The organism is Aeromonas sp. s6 (assembly GCF_040907815.1).
Lineage (GTDB): Bacteria > Pseudomonadota > Gammaproteobacteria > Enterobacterales > Aeromonadaceae > Aeromonas > Aeromonas caviae.
In genome coordinates this window covers 1-18452 of the sequence record NZ_JBFOCN010000114.1, presented here as the reverse complement: position 1 = coordinate 18452, position 18452 = coordinate 1, and the positions used below count along the sequence as shown (strand labels likewise).

The following is an 18452-nucleotide window of genomic DNA, read 5'->3' as shown; positions in this document are numbered from 1 at the left end:
GAAGGCTGTCGCCTTCCCTCTCTCGTCTTGGTGACACTCACCGGGCGCTCGTCCGGGTGAATGGAAGCCCTCAGGCCAGCTCGGCGCGCAGCGCCCGGGTCGCATCGACCATCACCTTCAGGGCAGCGGTGGTCTCTTCCCAGCCGCGGGTTTTGAGGCCGCAGTCCGGGTTCACCCAGAGCCGGTCTGCCGGGATTTGTTGCGCAGCCTTGCGGATGAGGTCTTCAATCCAGCCCTGGCTCGGTACGTTCGGCGAGTGGATGTCGTAGACGCCCGGACCGATCTCGTTGGGGTAGTTGAAGCGCTCGAACGCTTCGAGCAACTGCATCTGGCTGCGGCTCGTCTCGATGGTGATCACATCCGCGTCCAGCGCCGCCACCGCCTCGATGATGAGGTTGAAGTCGCTGTAACACATGTGGGTGTGGATCTGGGTGCTGTCCACCACCGGGCTTGCACTCAGGCGGAAGGCGCGCACCGCCCAGTCCAGATAGGCCTGGTGATCCTGCTTGCGCAGGGGCAGCCCTTCGCGGATCGCCGGCTCGTCGATCTGGATGATCTTGATGCCGGCGGCTTCCAAGTCAGCCACCTCGTCGCGAATGGCCAGGCCAATCTGTAGGGCGGACTGCTCGCGGCTCACGTCTTCCCGCGGGAAGGACCAGCAGAGAATAGTCACGGGGCCGGTCAGCATGCCCTTCACCGGCTTGTCGGTCAGGCTCTGGGCAAACTTCGTCCACTCAAGGGTCATGGGGGTCGGACGGTCGATGTCACGGGTGATCACCGGCGGCTTGACGCAGCGGGAGCCATAGCTCTGTACCCAGCCAAATCGGGTGATGGCAAAGCCGTCCAGCAGCTCCCCGAAATACTCCACCATGTCGTTGCGCTCGGCCTCGCCGTGCACCAGCACGTCCAGCCCGATGGCCTCCTGGCGCTCAATCGCATCCTTGATCTGGGCCTGGATGCCCGCCTCGTAGGCCTGGTCATCGATGCGCCCGGCACGCCAATCCTGACGCAGCACCCGGATTTCAGAGGTCTGCGGGAAGGAGCCGATGGTGGTGGTGGGCAGGAGCGGCAGCTTCAGATCCGAGCGCTGCGCGTCGGCACGCACCGGGTAGGCGCTCTGGCGATCGAAGTCACTGTTGGTCAGGCTGGCGAGGCGCGACTGCACCACCTTCTTGTGAACCCGGCTGTCAGACTCCCGATCCACGATGGGCTGGCTGTAAGCCTCGATTTTGTCCAGGGCGCCACCGTCCAGGTAGTCGGACAGCAGCCCCAGCTCATAGCACTTTTGCAGGGCAAAGGCGAACCAGCTGCGAGTCTGGGGATCCAGCTCGTGCTCCAGGGTCAAATCCACCGGGCTGTGCAGCAAGGAACAGGAGGAGGCCACCCAGAGGCGCTCACCAAGCTTTTCTTTCAAGGCCTTGAGGGTCGGCGCCAGCTTGGCCAGGTTGGCACGCCAGACGTTGCGGCCGTTGATGACACCCGCCGAGAGTACCCACTGGGCCGGCAGGTGCGGGACCAGGGTCTCCAGCTGCTCGGGGGCTGCCACCAGATCCAGGTGCAGGCCGTCCACCTTCAGACTGGTGATGATGTCCCGCTGATGGGCCACGGACCCGAAGTAGGTGGTGAGCAGCAGCTTGCAGGGGCCGCTCAGGCGCTCATATGCCTTGAGGTAGGCCAGGCGCCACTCGTCCGGCAGGTCCAGCGCCAGGGCCGGCTCGTCGATTTGCACCCACTCCACCCCCTGGGCCGCCAGTTTGGCCAGGATCTCCTGGTAGACGATCAGCAGGCGATCCAGCAGTTCGAGGCGGGAGAAGCCGCTCTCTTTCTCCTTGCCAAGCCAGAGGTAGGAGACGGGGCCCAGCAACACCGCCTTGACCGGCAGCCCAAGGGCCTTCGCCTCCTCCACCTCGTCAAAGAGCTGGCTCCAGCCCAGCTTGAAGCGCTGGTCACGGTAAAATTCCGGCACCAGGTAGTGGTAGTTGGTGTTGAACCATTTGGTCATCTCGGCTGCGGCGGCCGCCGGGCCGGTCGGCGCACGGCCACGGGCCACCCGGAACAGGGTGTCGAGGTCGGTGTCGCCGTGGCGGTGACGGGCAGGCACGGCGTCCACCAGCAGGCTGGTACCCAGCACCTGATCGTACCAGGCAAAATCCCCCACCGGCAGCAGGTTGACCCCGGCGGTACGCTGGGCCTGCCAGTGGCGCTCACGCAGGCTCTTGCCCACGGCGACCAGCTCGGCCTGGGTGGTTTCGCCACGCCAGTAGGATTCGAGGGCAAATTTCAGTTCGCGCTTGGCGCCGATACGGGGAAAGCCCAGGGTGTGTGCGAAGGTCATAGGTTCCATTCCTTATGCTCGTTTATCTGATGAGGATCTGGATTGTTTGGCCATCCAGATGTTTACACATCCAAAATGACAAGATAAGGTGGCCTTGGCTATTGAATCCTCTTCAACTGGCTCTCAAGAATTTCTCAACTGACGCACAAAGGAGCAGTGCCATGGTCGCGCCCACCCCATCCAGCCCCCCTCAGAGCAGCAATCTGGGCATCGATCTCAAACACCTGAAGACCATCAGCGCCCTGGCCGAGCAAGGGTCCCTGGCCGGGGCCGCGCTCAGCCTCAACCTCACCCAGTCCGCCCTCTCCCACCAGCTCAAGGAGCTGGAGACCCGCCTCAATCTGGAGCTGTTTCTTCGAAAAAGCCGCCCTCTGGTGCTGACGGCGGCAGGCCAGCATCTGCTGGCCCTGGCCCGTCAGGTGCTGCCCGCCCTGGCCCAGACCGAGCGTCAGCTGGTCGCCCTGCACAGCGGCGAGGCGGGCAGGCTGCATCTGGCCCTCGATTGCCACAGCTGCATCCAGTGGCTGCTCCCGCTGTTGCCGGACTTTCGCCGCCAGTGGCCCGGCGTGGATCTGGAGGTGGAGTCGGTGCCGGGTTTCGATGCCATCAGTGCCCTGCTTGGCGGCCAGCTCGACCTGCTGCTCACCTCGGATGTGCAGGCCCGCGGAGATCTTCATTTCGAGCCGCTGTTCGCCTTCGATCTCACCCTGGTGATGGCGCCGGATCACCCCCTCTGCCAGCAGCGGCGCATCGCACCAGACGATCTGCGACCGGAGGTGCTGCTGGTCTACCCGGTGGAGCGGGCGCGCATGGACGTGTTCAGCCGTTTCCTGCAACCGGCCGGGGTGGAGCCCGCCCGTTGCAAACCGGTGGACAACACCTCGGTCATGCTGCAGATGGCCGCCGCCGGACTCGGGCTCGCCGCCCTGCCCCGCTGGGCCAGCGAGGAGTTCGTGCGCCAGGGCCTGCTTGAGGCGCGCCCTCTCGGGGAGGGCATTCGCCGCCACATGTATGGCGCCGTGCGCGCCGCCGACAAAGATCAGGCCTGCCTGCAGAGCCTGTTCGAGCGCATTCGCACCCGGATGGCGGCCCAGTAAGCCGGGCACAAAAAAGCCGCCAGGATCAGGCGGCTTTCACCACGGGTTGCCCGCGCAGACGAAGAGTCGGGTATCAGCATTCATCACCCCTCGCCCCACCCAGCCTTCGCGGGCAGTTGCCACACAGTTCCCCATCCCGGCGCTTGTAGTGCAGGCAGCAGCGCTGACGCACATAGCCCGGGAAGGCCTCGTCCCGGGGCAGCCCCGCCTCGCGCCAGCCCGTCAGATGTGCCGACGGCAGGCCACAGGATTCAAGCCAGAGGGGGGCATGGGCCCTCACCTCCTCCCGACTCACTTCCCCGAAGAAATCGGGTACCCGCACCAGGGCCGCCAGCAGATCGTCCGCCAGGAGCGGGCGCACGAAACCGGGGCGCAGCCGCTGCGCCGTCCCAAGGAGGGTGAACTGCCCCTGCCAGTGCGCCTGGAGTCGCTCCCCGGCCGTCTTGATCAACACGCCGACCTCCCCTCTGATCATGGGCTCGGCCGGCAGGGTAAAGCCCGACACCACGCCGGCCTCATGCCCCTGTCCCAGCCTGTCGAGGGCAGGCACGGCCTGATGGCGGTAGACGGCCACCATGGCGAGATAGATGGACTGCCAGCAGAGCATGCCCCAGCTGCGGGTGAGCCAGTAGGCGGGCCCCGCCTCCGGGTGCGCCTGCTGCCAGTGCGCATGGAGGGCTGCGGCCACCTCGGCCGACGTCGCTCCGATGGCATCCGTCAGTGGCGGGCGTACGTCACCGGCCGCCACCAGATTCCCCTTGAGGGACGGGATCAGGCTGGCCGCCGCAGCGAACAGGGCCTGGTGATCCGAGACGAGGGCGCCTTCCGCGTCCGCTTTCTCCCGGCCAAGGCTGCGCGGCACACCGCGCGCCCTCTCCTCGCCCATTCGTTGAAAGGGCCCCGGGCGCGTGCCGGGGCGCAAGGTCAGAGTGCGTATTTGAGTCGCGCCTCCACGCTTCGTTCGGCCCCGAACCAGCAGTTGTTCTGGTCGTAGCAGGAGTAGTAGGTCTTGTTGAACAGGTTACTGGCGCCAAGTGATACACCTACCCCCTTCAGGCTTGCGCTGAGGGCGGCGAGATCGTAGGAGGCGGACATGTCCATCAGGAGGTAGTCCGGTACCTTGTCGGTGTTGGCGGCATCCATCTCGGCCTCCCCCACGTAGCGCAGGCCGGCGCCCACTCGCATCCCCTCGAGGTTGCCACCCGGGTAGTAGTTGCTCCACAGCGACGCCATCTGTCTGGGGACCCAGACCGGCGTCTTGCCCTGCAACGTGGTGGTATCGCGCGTGATCTCCATGTCCATCAGGGTGTAGTTGAGGGCCAGATCCAGCTGGCTGGTGAGATCGGCTCTCCCCTCAAGCTCGATGCCCCTGGAGACCGTCTCCCCGGTCTGCAGCTTGGGCCCGTAGACATTGTCCGGGTCCGTCACCAGGGCATTCTTCTTGGTGATGTGGAACGCCGACAGCGTCGCAGTCTTGCTCATGTCGTCGGAGAGGAACTTGACGCCCCCTTCCCACTGATGACCGGTCGCCGGTTTGAACGCCTGACCCTGCTTGTCCGCCCCCGGCACCGGCTCGAAACTCTCGGCATAGCTCGCATAGGGGGAGAAGCCGCCATCCAGCTCATAGAGAGCGCCGACGCGGAAGGAGAGGTTGTCCTGATCGAGGTGGGCCAGGGTCTGGCTGTCCGCCCCCTGATAGAGGGTCCGGCTGTCGGTGTCCATCCGGTAGCGGTCGTAGCGGGCGCCGCCGATGGCCACCAGCCGATCGAGGCGCACCTGATCCTGCAGATAGACGCCGGTCTGGGACTGACGGATCACCTTTTTATCCTGGTAGTTGAAAGTGAGTGCCTCTGGGACTATCTGGCTATGGTTCGGGTTGAAAATGTCGATGCTGGGCGCCGAGTAGTCGAGGGTATCCCGGTAGAGGATATGGGCATCCAGGTACTGGTAATCGACCCCAAGCAGCAGGTTGTGCTGGGCAGAGCCCGTCTGCACCTTGCCCGCCAGCTGGTTGTCGATGACAACGCCGCGAGAGTCTTCATCGGTGAGATAGGCGTTGCGGGCCAGGGTGCGGTTGTCCGCCGCCAGGGCCGCGTTGTAGGTGTTGCGCTGATAGGCAGACGCATCCATGTAGCGGGCATTTTGCAGCACCTGCCAGCGCTCGTTGAAGTCGTGGCTCAGCTTGTAGCCCAGCAGGGTCACGTCCCGGTTGTACTCGTTCCAGTTCTCGTCGCCAAGGAAGGTGTCGCTGCCAAGCTGCCCCAGGGGGTTGGACTTGGCCGAGCCGCTGGCGGGCACAGTGGTGTAGATGCCGGCCTCGGGATCCTTCTGGTAGTAAAGGTTGAGGTTCAGCAGGGTGCGCTCGCCGAGCTGCCAGTCCAGGGACGGCGCAAAGACGTAGCGCTCCTCCTTCGAGGTCACCGCCTGGCCATCCTTCTCCCGGGCCAGTCCCACCAGCCGATAGGCGAGCTGCTCGTTGATGGCACCGGTGCTGTCGAGGGTCATCTCCTTGAGGGTGCCCGTGCCGGTCGCCACGCTCACGTTGTGCTTGCTCTCCCGCTGGGGGCGCTTGGCGATGAGGTTGACCATGCCGCCGGGGGGCATGCTGCCATAGAGCACCGATGTCGGCCCCTTGAACACCTCCAGCTGCTCGATGGCCACCGGATCGATCTGGGGTTGCAGGTTCCAGTCGTTGTACTGGAGCAGCAGGCCGTCATAGAAGTTCTGGTAGTTGTCAAAGCCACGGATGTTGAACAGATCCAGCCGATTGACCGCCCCGCCCCGCAGCTCGGTGTTGACACCGGGCACGTAGCGCAGCGCCTCGCTCACCGAACTGACACCGCGCAGCGACAGGGTCTCCCCATCCACCACCGAGATGGCCTGGGGCGTCTCGATGGGGTCGAGCCGGGTCTTGGTCGCGGTGTTGCGATAGGTCTGGCCGAGCACGGTCAGGGTCTCGTCGGCGGTGGCCGTATCCTGGCTTTCGGGCGCGGCGGCCTGTACAGAGCCTGCAAGCAGGGTGGAGATGGTCACGGCGACCAGGGTCAAAGGGGGGTGAACAAGCTGCATCTGATCCTCGATTACTTACTGCATGTGAATAGTAACAAATATCATTTGCATTTTATTGTTCTATTTTGCCCCGATATTAACAATTTGGGGCATGTTGGCGGGGGAGCGGGGAAAGCGAGGGTGGCAGGCACGCCATCTGTTATCGGAGGCAACATGGCAACGCCGTCGAGGCTCTCAGGGAGGCCCATCATGGCCGCCTGATGAAGGACACCGCCTTCACTTGCACAGCCAATTAGAAAGTAACCATCACATATTCAGAACATGGCGGCATTTTCACCACCATATTCACACTCATCAGATAAGTATGGTCGCGTTCTCCCTCCCCTTGTTGATCCTGGTCAATCGCTATTGATAAAGGAGGCGATAGCATGCCCACCCTTTTATCAGCCCTGATTGAGACAATACCAAGCCATCAGCACACGCCTATGAATGAGACCGCCCACCAAAATCTGCACTGCGATACCCAGCTCAACGTCACCTTCGGAGTCATCATCCTGACCCTGCTTATCGCCCTGATGGCCGTCAGTGTCAGCATCCGGACCTCTGCCGAGCGCAAGTACCACAAGGTGGCGGCCATGTTCGTGCACAACATGGCGACCCAGTCCATCGAGCCACAGTTCAAGTCACTGGAGCATGTCCTCAACGAAACGGGCAGTGTCATCGATGAATCAGGCCTGGATGCCTTCCTCAATGAGGATCATACGCCCCTTAGCCTCTCCCTGATGCAAACGTTGGCGCTCACCCCCTATGTGAAGAGCATCCTGCTCGCCGATCCGCAGGGGCGGTTCAACGCCATCCCCCATCTGCCGGTCGAGGAGCACGTTGATGCCAGGGAGCGCCCCTGGTTTCTCGCGGCCGCCGTGCGAACCCTCTTCGTGCACTACACCGACCACTACACCAGCAAGTTCGATGACAAGAGCCGCAGCGTCTCCGTCTCCCGCCCCCTGCTCGACAAGGAGGGGTTCTTCCTCGGCACCCTGGCCATGAACGTGGATCTCGAGCAGATGAGCTATCCCCTGCGTCAGCTCATGAGCCCTCTCAAGGGGGAGTTCTACCTGGTCGATCGGGCAGGCGACATCCTGCTGCACTCGGATGTGGGGAACCTGTTTCGCCATCGCGTGGACCGCCGGCTCATCGAGCAGATGACCAACGGCGCCGACCACCTCTTCGATGCAAAGCGCCAGACCCACCTCTACTACCACTCCTTCTCCAACCCGGACTGGTTCGTCATCTATGCCGTCAGCGATGCCAGGTTCAAGGAGGTAAGCAGCCGCGAGTCCCACCAGCTCCAGATCACCCTGGTGGGCTGCATGCTGATCTGCCTGCTCTGCTGGTGGTCCTTGCGTCATGTGCTCAGCAAGATGATCTTCGAGATCATCGCCCTGATGCGCGCCGGACGCATCCACGCGGGCAAACCGGGGGATCAGTTGCGCCAGGAGATCCAGAACGGCCATCGCCAGATGCAGGAAGCCGTGGAGGCGTCCAACACGGATGCCCTGACGGGCCTGTTCAATCGCCGCTGCTTTGACAAGGCACTCGACGACCAGCTGATCGCCGGCCGCCCTTTCTGCCTGGGGTTGATCGATCTGGACAACTTCAAATCCATCAATGACACCCACGGCCACCCGGTCGGTGACGACGTCCTGTGGGCGGTGGCCCGGAAAGGGCGGCAGATTGCAGGCAAGGAGGCCACCCTCTATCGCTACGGCGGCGAGGAGCTGGCCATCATCATTCCCGGGGAGGACAGCGTCAGAGCACGGAGGCTGATTGAACAGTGGCGCACCCAGGTGGCACAGCGGTCATGGCGCGAACCGGAACTGGTGGTGACCTTCTCTGCCGGGTTGGGACTGTGGCGACAGGAGTCCGCCGAGCAACTGCTGGCGCGGGTCGATCAGGCGCTCTATCAGGCCAAGGATGCCGGCAAGAATCGGGTGCACCATGCCGACTGATCCCCTGGCACAGCGTCTGCGTCTGGCCATCGTGCTCGGGCTCCTCTTGCTGGTCGGCCTCACCGCCCTCAACCTCCTGCAGGCGGCCAGCGGCCTTCGCAAGGACAACGCGCGCAGCCTGAACCATGCCCGGGCCATGATAGAGAGTGCCATCAACGACGGTCAGTCCCTGGTTAAGGCCGCCCGCCCCCTCGCCATGGGCCGCTGCCAGGATGAGCAACTGGCCCTGCGCGACCTCATCACCGCCTCCCCCTATGCGCGGGCACTCTATGTGCTGGAGGGGCAGCAACTGCGCTGTACCACCCTGCACAGGCCCATCCTCACCCGGGATATTCCCCGTGGCCCGGCGGGCAACCAGACGCTGATCCTCGCCAGACACAGCCCCATCACCGGGCAGACCGCCATCCTCTACCGTCAGCCATCCGGCGATCGCACCCTGCTGGTGGAGCTGGACGGCTTCCACATCTTCGGCGCCTTGCAGGCCGTGATGGGAGAGGACAACCTCTTCTTCCTCCTCGGGGACCAGGCCCTCGATGGCCACGGCAGGACCCTGCCCGCAGCCCGCCTGCTGGAAGGGGGACAGCGTCTGCAACAAAGCGAGCCCACCGCTCATCCCTATCGCCTGGTGGCGCTCAACGGTTACAAGGAAGTGCTGGCGTTTGCCTGGGCGTACAACCAGGAGAACCTGCTTGCCGCCCCTGTGCTGGCGCTGTTGCTGGGGCTGCTCACCTTCTATCTGAGGGGGCGCAGCGGCTCCCCTCGCAGCGAGCTTGCCAGAGCCATGGCGGCCCGGGAGTTCATCCCCCATCTGCAACCCGTGATGGACAGGCAGGGGCGCCTGCGCGGTTGTGAAGTGCTGATGCGCTGGCGTCATCCCACACAAGGGATGATTGCCCCCAACCACTTCATCCCCCTCGCGGAGGAGTGCGGCTACATAGTGCCGATGACTCGCCAGTTGATGGCCCAGACCCGGGATTATCTGGTCGGGGTGGCCAACAGGCTGCCCCTCGGCTTTCACGTCGCCGTCAATGTCTGCGCCCAGCACTTCAAAAACCAGGACATCGTCGCCGAGTGCCGCGACTTTCTTCGCGCCTTCCCGGGTCAGGATCTGCGTCTGGTGCTCGAGGTGACGGAGCGGGAGATGGTGGATGCGGACGAGCAGACCCGCGCCATCTTCGATGCCCTGGACGAGCTGGGCGTGCTCATCGCCATCGATGACTTTGGCACCGGCCACTCCAGCCTCTGCTATCTGCAGATGTTCCATGTGGACATCATCAAAATCGATCGCAGCTTTATCAAGGGAATGAAAGAGGAAGGCCCCTCCCGCCATATCGTCGAAAACATCCTGGATCTCGCCCATCGCATGGGGCTGGCTCTGGTCGCCGAAGGGGTGGAGACCCAGGAACAGGCCGAGATGGCACGCCACTATGGCATCGACTACCTGCAGGGCTTCTACTTCGCCAAGCCGCTGCCACCGGCCCAGTTCACTGATCTCCTGACCAGCGCCACACGCCCGGAGCCATCCCGGCGCCATGCCGGGGTGAGCCTCCTTCCCTAACGAGGGGCGACGGGCAGCCAGTACTCCATGGTGGCGTCGGGCTGCTGGCCGTCAAAGCCGGGGGCATAGCGCTCCAGTTCGAAACCGTCCAGCCCCCAGTATGCCGACTCCGGCAGCCAGTGCAGGATGAACCAGTGCAGGCTCTCCCCCAGCTGGGCAATGGGTCCTTTGTGGGTGAGCACGGCATACTCCTGAGCCGGCACGTTGAGACTCGACAGGCCGGGGGGCGTAGGCGCCGTCGTGGTCACCCCGGCCCAGTAAGGCAGCCGTTCCCCTGCCCCCGATACACCCACCACCCCCAGCCATTCCCTCGACAGGTCCAGCGCCCCCGTCTCGCGCAGCGCTCGCCAGATGGCGGGCACCGTCTGCTGAAAATCCGGTGAGGCATCGAACAACCCCCGGATCGTGCCACTGACTCCCTGCAAGGTGAACGCCGGCAGGCTCTCTATGCGCACCTGCACCAGGTTGGGAGAGGCAGAGCGGGGGACCGCCGCCCGCACCAGGGGCGTGCGCAACCCCAGCCGCAGGCCCCGCTTGCGATACGCCAGCGGCGAGCAGCCAAATTGCTGCTTGAAGGCGCGGCTGAAACTCACTTCCGAGCCAAACCCGTGATCCAGCGCCACATCCAGCACCCGCAGCCGGGTGGAGAGCAGCGCCTCCGCCGCCATGCTCAGCTTCAGCTCGCGCACATAGTGAGCCACCGTCTGGCCCGTCTCATGCAGGAATACCCGTTGCAACTGCCAGCGGGACCAGCAGCTCTGCCGGGCCAGCGCCTCCAGGGAGAGCGGCTGATCCAGATTGGCATGGATGTAGTCGAGCACTCGCTCGATGCGGATGAGGTGGGCGCGCGCCTCGGGTGCCGGCTCACGGAGTGGGTGGGGAGAAGTCGGTGTCATGATGCGCTTGAGACCACGCCAGCAGAGGGCGCTCTGGCCCGGGAGGGCCACATTAAACAGGGGTGTCGCGCCGACCGCAAGGCCGGCGCACCGCCTGGCTATTCATCCCGCCCCGCTCAGGGTAGACGGCTCTGGCCATGCTCGGCAAAGTGGCTGCGAAGGGCGCTGATCACCCGCCGCACCTTCTCCGGGATCTCCCGCTGGGGGGTGATGGCATGGATCTCCATGGGAGGGGCCAAAAAGCCCGGCAGCAGCACGAGCAATCGACCGGTGGCGATATCTTCTTCTATTTCACCTTCCGGTTGCAGCGAAATCCCCTGCCCTGCCAGGGTGAACTGGCGCAGGGGCAAGACGTTGTTGCACAGCACCCTGGGCTTGGGCTTGATCTTGTGGGCCTCCCCCTTCTCGTCCAGCAGCAGTATCCCACCCCCCAGCATGTCCGAGGCCAGCCAGTCGTGGGCCAGCAGATCCGCCGGGCTGCGCGGCGTGCCCTTGCGTGCCAGATAGGCGGGCGAGGCACACAGCAGCATCCGGGTCTGACCCAGTCTGCGCGCCACCAGGGTGGAATCTTCAAGCGTGCCGACCCGCAGCGCCACGTCGATGCGATCCTTGATGAGATCCCGCTTCTCGTCGTCGGCAATGATCTGGATGCCCAGGCCCGGGTGCGCCTGCAGCAGCGGCGAGAGCGCCCGCGCCAGGGGCTGGCCCGCCATCCCCACCGGCGCGGTGATCCGCACTTCTCCGAGCAGGCTGTCGCGCACCTCCGAGAGGCGCAGCTCGGTGTCGTTCAGGGTCTGCTGCAACGACTGGCAACCCTGCCACACCACTTCCCCCGCCTCGGTCAGGCTGAGGCGGCGGGTGGAGCGGTGCAGCAGGGTGAGGCCGAGCAGGCTCTCCAGCTGGCTGATATGCTGGCTGACGGCGGACGGGGTCATGCCGAGGGCCTTGGCGGCGCCGGTCATGCTGCCCGCCTCCACCACGGCCGCGAAGATGGCGTAGCGTCTGAGCTGATCCATTATGAAGCCCTGCTTACAAGTGAATGCAATTTTAAGTGGATTATTAAATCACACTCGGGGGCGTAGGATAGCCCCATTCCCACAGTGAAGGAGAATTCCCATGAAGATTGCCCTCATCGGTGCCAGCGGTTTTGTCGGTTCAGCCATCCTCCAGGAGGCCGTCAGCCGCGGTCATCAGGTCACCGCCATCGTGCGTGACGTGAGCAAGGTCGCCGCTCACCCGCAAGTCACCGCCGTGGCGGTGGACGCCCAGGACAGCCAGGCACTGGCCAAGGTGCTCAAGGGGCACGATCGGGTGATCAGTGCCTACAACCCGGGCTGGAGTGCCACGGACATCTACGATCAGTACCTCAAGGGGGCCAGCGCTATCGTGGCCGCCGCCAACGACGCCGGGAGCTGGCTGCTGGTGGTCGGCGGTGCCGGCAGTCTGGAAATCGCCCCGGGCGTGCAGCTGGTGGACACCCCGGAGTTCCCGGCAGAGTGGAAGCAAGGGGCCCTCGCGGCCCGGGATGGTCTCACCGCCCTTCGCCGGGAAACCACCCTCGACTGGCGTTTCGTCTCCCCACCCGTGTTCCTCGAACCCGGCGAGAAGCGCGGCGGTTACCGCCTTGGCACGGATCAGGTGCTGTTCAGCGGCGAGCAGCCCGCCGGGATCACGGTCGGCGATCTGGCGGACGGGGTGCTGAACGAGGTGCAAGCACCGGCTCACCTGCGCCAGCGTTTCACCCTGGGTTATTGAGGAAAGGCGCGCCAGCAACCCTTCCCATGACAGTCCCACGGAGGGAGGCGGATGCCTCCCTCCGCCTTTTCTCTCCCGCGTCTATCCCGTCACGCCAATGTCGCTCTCACCCGGTACGGCAGATCGCCGCCTGAGCCGCCCGTTGCTCGTTCCATTCGCTCAAGTCCGAATTCCATTTCGAATTTTGTATATAACTAAGAATATTTTGTTGCTTCCACCTTATAACCTCGAACAGTAGCATCACCCTCAACCCAAACGGCGCCACTCAAGAAGAGTGCGCCCCGGTTTCGCAACACCCCGCACGCCGGGGCACGCAGACCCCGTTCACGGAAAGTGAGGAGATGCCCATGACCACCCCATCATTGCCGATCATCGATCTCGCCGCCCTCAAGGGCACCCCGGCTGCACGCAGCCAGATGCTGGCGCAGCTTGGCCAGGCCGCCCGCGAAGTGGGCTTTTTCTATCTGGTGGGCCATGATCTGAGCGAATCGGCGCGCCAGGAGACCCTGGCGCTCGCCGCCCGCTTCTTCGCCCTGCCACTTGAAGAAAAACTGGCGGTGCAGATGGTCCACTCCCCCCACTTTCGCGGCTACAACCAGGTGGGGGCAGAGCCACCCGGGCACGGCCGGATCTGCGGGAGCAGTTCGATATCATGAACGAGGCCCAGGCCCTGCCTGTGGCGCACATTCGTGAACCCTGGCAGCGCCTCATCGGCCCCAACCAGTGGCCCGCCGCCCTGCCCGAGATGAAGACACGGCTGCTGGCATGGCAGGATCGACTGAGCGACATCACCCTCACCCTGCTGGATGCCTTCGCAGAGGTGCTGGGGCAGCCCGCCGGAGTATTTGATGAGAGCATTCGCGGTGCCCCCTACCAGCACATGAAGCTCATTCACTACCCCGGACAACCGGAAGGCAGCAGTGGTCAGGGGGTAGGTGCCCACAAGGATCCCGGCTACCTGACCCTGGTGATGCAGGACGATCACTCCGGGCTCGAGGTGGAGACGGCAGATGGCTGGATCCCCGCGCCCCCCCTGCCGGGCGCCCTGGTGGTCAACATCGGCGAGCTGCTGGAGCTCGCGTCCGACGGCTACCTCAAGGCCACCCTGCACCGGGTGGTGAGCCCGCCTCCCGGGGTATCGCGCCTCTCCTGCGCCTTCTTCATGGCGGCAAGGCTGGATGCGACTGTGCCACTGCTTAGCCTCTCCCCCGAGCTGGCGGCGCTGGCCGAAGGGCCCCAGAGCGATCCCGCCAACCCGCTCTTTTATCAGGTGGGGGAAAACGTGCTCAAGGGGAGGCTGCGCTCCCACCCGGATGTGGCGGCCCGCCACTATGCAGGCGAGCCGCAGCGCGAGCCAGCGCTAGTCTGACAACCCGCCACACGACATTAGAAAAGGGGCGCGACGGCGCCCCGGATAACACAAGCAGTCGGGCAACAGCCTGGCAATGACGGAGTACAAAAATGAAATTCAAGACCATGAGCGTGCACAGCGGCCAGCGGATCGATCCCCAGACCGGCGCCCTCACCACCCCGCTCTACCAGAGCAGCACCTTCAGCTACTTCAACGCCCAGGCGGGCAAGGAGCGCTTCGCCGGTCAGGCTCCCGGCTTCATCTACAGCCGCTTTGGCAACCCCACCACCGCCGAGCTGGAGCAGAAGCTGGCAGCCCTCGAAGGTGCAGATGAGGCACTGGTGGTGGCAAGCGGCATGGCGGCGGTGAGTGCCATCATGTATGCCCTGGCCGACAGCGGTGATGAAGTGGCCTATATCGGCCCCCTCTACGGCGGCACCGATGCCTTCCTCAAGCAGACCTTCAGCCGCGCCGGCATCAAGATCACCGCCTACGAGAGCGATCAGGCGCTGCTGGCCAACATCCGCCCCGCCACCAAGGTGGTACTGTTCGAAACCCTGACCAATCCCACCCTCAAGGTGGTGGATCCGCGGGTGGTGGTGGAGGCGGCCCGCAAGGTGGGCGCCATCACGGTATGTGACAACACCTTCCTCACCCCCTACCTGCTGCGCCCGCTCGAGCTTGGCATCGACATCGTCATGCACAGCGGCACCAAGTATCTGGGCGGTCACGGCGACATCATCGCCGGGGTGGTGGCGGGTCGTCATGAGCTGATGAAGTCGATTCGCACCGTGGCCCTCAAGCACATCGGCTCTCCCATCGGCCCGCAGGAGGCCTACCTGCTGCAACGGGGGGTCAAGACCCTTCCCCTGCGCATGGATGCCCACCTGCACAACGCCCAGAAGGTGGCCGAGTTCCTGGATGCCCACCCGGCGGTGAAGAAGGTGATCTACCCGGGCCTTGCCAGCCATCCGGGCCACGATGCCCTCGGCGCCTTCGCCAGCGGCTTTGGCGGCATGGTGAGCATCGAGCTGGAAGGGGGGTTTGAGCGCAGCGCTACCCTGCTCGACAACCTGCAACTCTTCGTGCAGGCGGTGAGCCTCGGCGATCTCGAGAGCCTGGCCTGCCATCCGGCCAGCACCACCCACGCCGCCATGGACGAGGCGAGCCGCCTCGCCGCCGGGGTCAATGACGATCTCATCCGCTTCAGCATCGGGGTGGAAGACGCCGACGATCTGATTGCCGATCTGGCCGCCGCCCTGGCCCTCCTCTGATATCCAGTGGCGATCCGGGGGAGTGACGCAATAAAAAAAGGGAAGGCAATGCCTTCCCTTTCTATTTTTCTGCCCGGCGCCCTCATCAGGCGTCGTGGTAATCCTGGCAGGCGCTCAGGGTGTTCTCCATCAGGCTGGCGACCGTCATGGGGCCCACGCCCCCCGGTACCGGCGTGATGAAGGCGGCATGATTGCGCGCGGTCTCATACTCCACATCTCCCACCAGGGAGCCGTCCGCAAGGCGGTTGATGCCCACGTCGATCACCAGGGCACCGGGTTTGACCCACTCCCCCGGAATGAAGTTGGGCTTGCCCACCGCCACGACCAGCAAGTCGGCCCGGCGCACCTGGGTCTCCAGATCCTGGGTGAAGCGGTGACAGGTGGTGGTGGTGCAACCGGCCAGCAGCAGCTCCAGCGTCATGGGGCGCCCCACGATGTTGGAAGCCCCGACCACCACCGCATGCAGACCGTGGGTCTTGACGCCTGTGGTCTCGATCAGGGTCATGATCCCCTTGGGGGTGCAGGGTCGCAGCGCCGGGATGCGCTGGGCCAGACGACCCACGTTGTAGGGATGGAAGCCATCAACGTCCTTGTCGGGACGAATGCGCTCCAGTACCTGGGTGGTATCGCAGTGGGCCGGCAAGGGCAACTGCACCAGGATGCCGTCCACTTCCGGATCCTCGTTGAGCTGGTCGATCAGGGACAGCAGCTCCGCTTGTGTCGCCGTGGCGCTGAGGTCATAGGAGCGGGAGACAAATCCCACCTCTTCACAAGCGCGACGTTTGCTGCCCACATAGACTTGGGAGGCCGGATCCAGCCCCACCAGGATCACCGCCAGACCCGGTGCCCGTTTCCCCTGCGCCAACCGCTGTTGGACTTGCGCTGCGACCTGATTGCGAATCGTTTGCGCAACCTGTTTTCCATCAATGATTTTGGCAGACATCGTTCTTCACTCACCATGTGTTCAACTGCGGCGCATTGTCGCATTTTTTTGGCGCGGGTGTTAGCGGCTCTCGCAGGGAGGGCAATAAGTAGGCACTTGAATTTACTGGTGGAAAAAGTCGTTGACGCTGACTTTGGCGCTTGGGTATGATGCCCGCCCGTTGCCCAGTGGTGCCGCCGAAGGTATGCTGGATGGCGAATTTTCGGTGATTAGCGCAGCCCGGTAGCGCATCTGGTTTGGGACCAGAGGGTCAAAGGTTCGAATCCTTTATCACCGACCAGGTTCATCGGGAAATCCCCGGATTTCTTGATACAACGCGCCCTTAGCTCAGTCGGATAGAGCAACGGCCTTCTAAGCCGTGGGTCGCAGGTTCGAATCCTGCAGGGCGCGCCATTTAAAATGTGTTTTAAATCATTGAGTTATTGATGAAGAGTGTGACTTATCGTCCATTCGGCAGATTATCTCAGGATGACCTTGGCCAGGCCTTGGCAGACACAAAATGGCGATGATTTCAGTGGTGGTTGTAGCTCAGTTGGTAGAGTCCCGGATTGTGATTCCGGTTGTCGTGGGTTCGAGCCCCATCAGCCACCCCATTATTTCTCTGTTGTTGCTATCTGTTGCGTAAGAAAGGCTTTAATATGGCCAGCAACTCATCTGCAAGGCAGACTTCGCGCTATTTATGCGCGGCGATAAACCGGCCCCGCGCCAGTTTTTTTGTTTTAGCGAACAAAATAACGCCTATGGAGGCGGCCTATGTCTCTTCGTAATCCAGCTCGCAAGCAGCCCGCTCGCCAGCCCTCCCCCACGACGGGTAACCCCGCCCTCGATCTCTTCCACCGCAACTGGCAAGCGCTCGAAAAGCTACAGGCAAAAATCGACAAGCAAACCCTCAACGGCCGCGATATCTATCAGCGCTTCACCAGCGACATCGAACCCCTTGAGCGTCAACAATGCGAGCTCATCTTTGCCCTCACCAAGCGACTGACCGACTTTACGGCTCGCAAGAGCTTTACCCAGTGGCAACGGGAGACCTTGCACCACTGGATCCACGATCTCATCAACTATCTCGAGTCCAATCCGTTTCGTGGCGAGATGGATTTGGCCCCCCTCTATCACCAAATCCAAACCAATACCGCCCTGCACATGGATGACGAACAGCTCGACTATCAGTGTGATGAACTTACCCATATGCTGATGGAAACTTGTGGTCACTGCCCCGAAGACATCGACACCTTGCGCGATATGGTCAAAAACCCCGCTCTGTTGCACGAGTACCTGATAAACGCGGCGAAGCAGAAAATGGCCAACGGGAGTGACACCGCTGGTGAGGAAGAGGATGCCCTCTTCGACGATGATGAGTTGTTTGCCGATGAGTCCCCCTTCGGCGCTGAGCAGCAAGATGCTTTTGCCCACACGCGCACCCGTCGTGAGCAAGAGGAAGAGATGCGCATCGAACAGCTGTTCAGCAAATCCAGCCTCAAGCAGCTCTATCGCAAGCTCGCCCTGGCGCTGCACCCGGATCGGGAACCCGACCCCGCCATGCAGGCGGAAAAGACCCGCATCATGGGCCAACTCAGTCAGGCTTGGGAAAACAAAGAGATGTTCACCCTGTTACAGCTGGCCCACGCTCACCTACCCGAGTTCGATAACCTGCTCAGTGACGAGAACCTCGCTTACCTCAACCCGATGCTGAAACGCCAGCTACGCGAGCTCGAAGTCAGCTACTACGGCGGGCAAGACGGGCTAATGGGCGCGGTGCTGCACAAATTCAAGCAATCATCCAAGAAAAAGACCGAGCAGGCCTTTGCCGAACATCGGGACTATTTGCTGCGTGATATCGACCACCTGACTGCCCAGCTGGCCGAGATCACCACCCTGCAGACCCTCAAACCCTATCTGGCGGCCCGCTGGGATCAGCAGCAAATGAGGTGGGATGAGGAAGAGGACGATATGGAATGGCTGTTTAGGTAACGGCCAGCGGTGACCGACCATCTCATCAAACAATCAAGGCGCCACTGGCGCCTTGATTGTTTTCACACTGCTGGTTTTTACACTGATCGTGCTATCGGATAGCCAGCCTTAAATCAGGGTCACCTGACGCGCTTTGGCATCAGGCGCCAGCGCCTGTTCCTCATCGTGGATAGTTGTGAAGGGCTCAGGGGAAATGGCGGCTGCCGATGCGATTTTGCGCTGCTGATATTGGGCCAGACGCAAGTCCAGCAGCT

12 protein-coding genes, 3 tRNA genes and 1 pseudogene are annotated in these 18452 nt (G+C 63.2%); 10 read left to right on the top strand and 6 right to left on the bottom strand.

The genetic code is table 11. From position 1 onward, the window contains the following. Window positions 1–70 precede the first annotated feature (70 nt). Window positions 71–2335 carry a 5-methyltetrahydropteroyltriglutamate--homocysteine S-methyltransferase gene (gene metE / locus AB5Y50_RS17400; protein ID WP_323897522.1) on the bottom strand — a complete coding sequence of 755 codons (2265 nt, stop codon included), beginning with the start codon at window positions 2333–2335 and terminating at the stop codon, window positions 71–73. 161 nt (window positions 2336–2496) lie between these two features. Here metE and AB5Y50_RS17395 point away from each other — a divergent pair, with 161 nt between their 5' ends. Next, window positions 2497–3432 (top strand): LysR substrate-binding domain-containing protein, encoded by a 936-nt coding sequence (locus AB5Y50_RS17395; RefSeq protein WP_104452998.1) that lies wholly within the window; start codon window positions 2497–2499, stop codon window positions 3430–3432. A 73-nt stretch (window positions 3433–3505) separates the two neighbouring features. On the opposite strand, the gene AB5Y50_RS17390 is transcribed toward AB5Y50_RS17395, so the two are convergent. Next, entirely contained in the window at window positions 3506–4294 is a 789-nt protein-coding gene (locus AB5Y50_RS17390) for a siderophore ferric iron reductase (protein WP_368163096.1), read from the bottom strand. 62 nt (window positions 4295–4356) lie between these two features. Further along, window positions 4357–6501 carry a TonB-dependent siderophore receptor gene (locus AB5Y50_RS17385; protein ID WP_368163095.1) on the bottom strand — a complete coding sequence of 715 codons (2145 nt, stop codon included), beginning with the start codon at window positions 6499–6501 and terminating at the stop codon, window positions 4357–4359. Between the two features lie 425 nt (window positions 6502–6926). Between AB5Y50_RS17385 and AB5Y50_RS17380 the strand changes: the two genes are divergently transcribed. Together AB5Y50_RS17380 and AB5Y50_RS17375 are read left to right on the top strand one after the other, a co-directional pair. Continuing rightward, window positions 6927–8450 carry a diguanylate cyclase gene (locus AB5Y50_RS17380; RefSeq protein ID WP_010674949.1) on the top strand — a complete coding sequence of 508 codons (1524 nt, stop codon included), beginning with the start codon at window positions 6927–6929 and terminating at the stop codon, window positions 8448–8450. After that, window positions 8440–10008: an EAL domain-containing protein gene (locus AB5Y50_RS17375; protein ID WP_010674950.1), complete on the top strand. Its 1569-nt coding sequence runs from the start codon at window positions 8440–8442 to the stop codon at window positions 10006–10008. Before AB5Y50_RS17380 ends, AB5Y50_RS17375 begins: the two co-directional genes overlap by 11 nt. Here AB5Y50_RS17375 and AB5Y50_RS17370 read toward each other — a convergent pair. Continuing rightward, window positions 10005–10904 carry an AraC family transcriptional regulator gene (locus AB5Y50_RS17370; RefSeq protein WP_029314618.1) on the bottom strand — a complete coding sequence of 300 codons (900 nt, stop codon included), beginning with the start codon at window positions 10902–10904 and terminating at the stop codon, window positions 10005–10007. The genes AB5Y50_RS17375 and AB5Y50_RS17370 overlap by 4 nt on opposite strands. Before the next feature lie 116 nt (window positions 10905–11020). Beyond that, on the bottom strand, window positions 11021–11920 hold the full coding sequence (locus AB5Y50_RS17365) for a LysR family transcriptional regulator (RefSeq protein ID WP_010674952.1): 900 nt from the start codon (window positions 11918–11920) through the stop codon (window positions 11021–11023). A 100-nt stretch (window positions 11921–12020) separates the two neighbouring features. Here AB5Y50_RS17365 and AB5Y50_RS17360 point away from each other — a divergent pair, with 100 nt between their 5' ends. The 3 genes and pseudogenes from AB5Y50_RS17360 (at window position 12021) to AB5Y50_RS17350 (ending at window position 15284) form a co-directional block, all read left to right on the top strand. After that, window positions 12021–12659, top strand: coding sequence for an NAD(P)-dependent oxidoreductase (locus tag AB5Y50_RS17360; RefSeq protein ID WP_010674953.1), 639 nt, complete (start codon window positions 12021–12023; stop codon window positions 12657–12659). A gap of 347 nt (window positions 12660–13006) precedes the next feature. Beyond that, window positions 13007–14028 (top strand): annotated as a pseudogene (locus AB5Y50_RS17355) (isopenicillin N synthase family dioxygenase). A 92-nt stretch (window positions 14029–14120) separates the two neighbouring features. Further along, entirely contained in the window at window positions 14121–15284 is a 1164-nt protein-coding gene (locus tag AB5Y50_RS17350; RefSeq protein ID WP_010674954.1) for a PLP-dependent aspartate aminotransferase family protein, read from the top strand. Between the two features lie 85 nt (window positions 15285–15369). On the opposite strand, the gene folD is transcribed toward AB5Y50_RS17350, so the two are convergent. Further along, window positions 15370–16227: a bifunctional methylenetetrahydrofolate dehydrogenase/methenyltetrahydrofolate cyclohydrolase FolD gene (gene folD, locus AB5Y50_RS17345; RefSeq protein ID WP_010674955.1), complete on the bottom strand. Its 858-nt coding sequence runs from the start codon at window positions 16225–16227 to the stop codon at window positions 15370–15372. Between the two features lie 203 nt (window positions 16228–16430). Here folD and AB5Y50_RS17340 point away from each other — a divergent pair. The 4 genes from AB5Y50_RS17340 to AB5Y50_RS17325 all read left to right on the top strand — a co-directional run bounded on the left by AB5Y50_RS17340 (window position 16431) and on the right by AB5Y50_RS17325 (window position 18198). Continuing rightward, window positions 16431–16507 (top strand) — tRNA-Pro (locus AB5Y50_RS17340). A 36-nt stretch (window positions 16508–16543) separates the two neighbouring features. Beyond that, window positions 16544–16620, top strand: a tRNA-Arg gene (locus AB5Y50_RS17335). Window positions 16621–16744: 124 nt separating this feature from the next. Continuing rightward, window positions 16745–16820 (top strand) — tRNA-His (locus AB5Y50_RS17330). A 160-nt stretch (window positions 16821–16980) separates the two neighbouring features. Next, a complete protein-coding gene (locus AB5Y50_RS17325; RefSeq protein WP_223955053.1) occupies window positions 16981–18198 on the top strand; it encodes a J domain-containing protein in 1218 nt (405 codons plus the stop codon). The last annotated feature ends 254 nt before the right edge of the window (window positions 18199–18452 follow it).

Bases quoted from the DNA above. Each gene is read 5' to 3' on its own strand.
- metE (WP_323897522.1), bottom strand. From the start codon at position 2,335: ATGACCTTCGCACACACCCTGGGCTTTCCCCGTATCGGCGCCAAGCGC.
- AB5Y50_RS17395 (WP_104452998.1), top strand. From the start codon at position 2,497: ATGGTCGCGCCCACCCCATCCAGCCCCCCTCAGAGCAGCAATCTGGGC.
- AB5Y50_RS17385 (WP_368163095.1), bottom strand. From the start codon at position 6,501: ATGCAGCTTGTTCACCCCCCTTTGACCCTGGTCGCCGTGACCATCTCC.
- AB5Y50_RS17380 (WP_010674949.1), top strand. From the start codon at position 6,927: ATGAATGAGACCGCCCACCAAAATCTGCACTGCGATACCCAGCTCAAC.
- AB5Y50_RS17375 (WP_010674950.1), top strand. From the start codon at position 8,440: ATGCCGACTGATCCCCTGGCACAGCGTCTGCGTCTGGCCATCGTGCTC.
- AB5Y50_RS17370 (WP_029314618.1), bottom strand. From the start codon at position 10,904: ATGACACCGACTTCTCCCCACCCACTCCGTGAGCCGGCACCCGAGGCG.
- AB5Y50_RS17365 (WP_010674952.1), bottom strand. From the start codon at position 11,920: ATGGATCAGCTCAGACGCTACGCCATCTTCGCGGCCGTGGTGGAGGCG.
- AB5Y50_RS17360 (WP_010674953.1), top strand. From the start codon at position 12,021: ATGAAGATTGCCCTCATCGGTGCCAGCGGTTTTGTCGGTTCAGCCATC.
- AB5Y50_RS17350 (WP_010674954.1), top strand. From the start codon at position 14,121: ATGAAATTCAAGACCATGAGCGTGCACAGCGGCCAGCGGATCGATCCC.
- folD (WP_010674955.1), bottom strand. From the start codon at position 16,227: ATGTCTGCCAAAATCATTGATGGAAAACAGGTTGCGCAAACGATTCGC.
- AB5Y50_RS17325 (WP_223955053.1), top strand. From the start codon at position 16,981: ATGTCTCTTCGTAATCCAGCTCGCAAGCAGCCCGCTCGCCAGCCCTCC.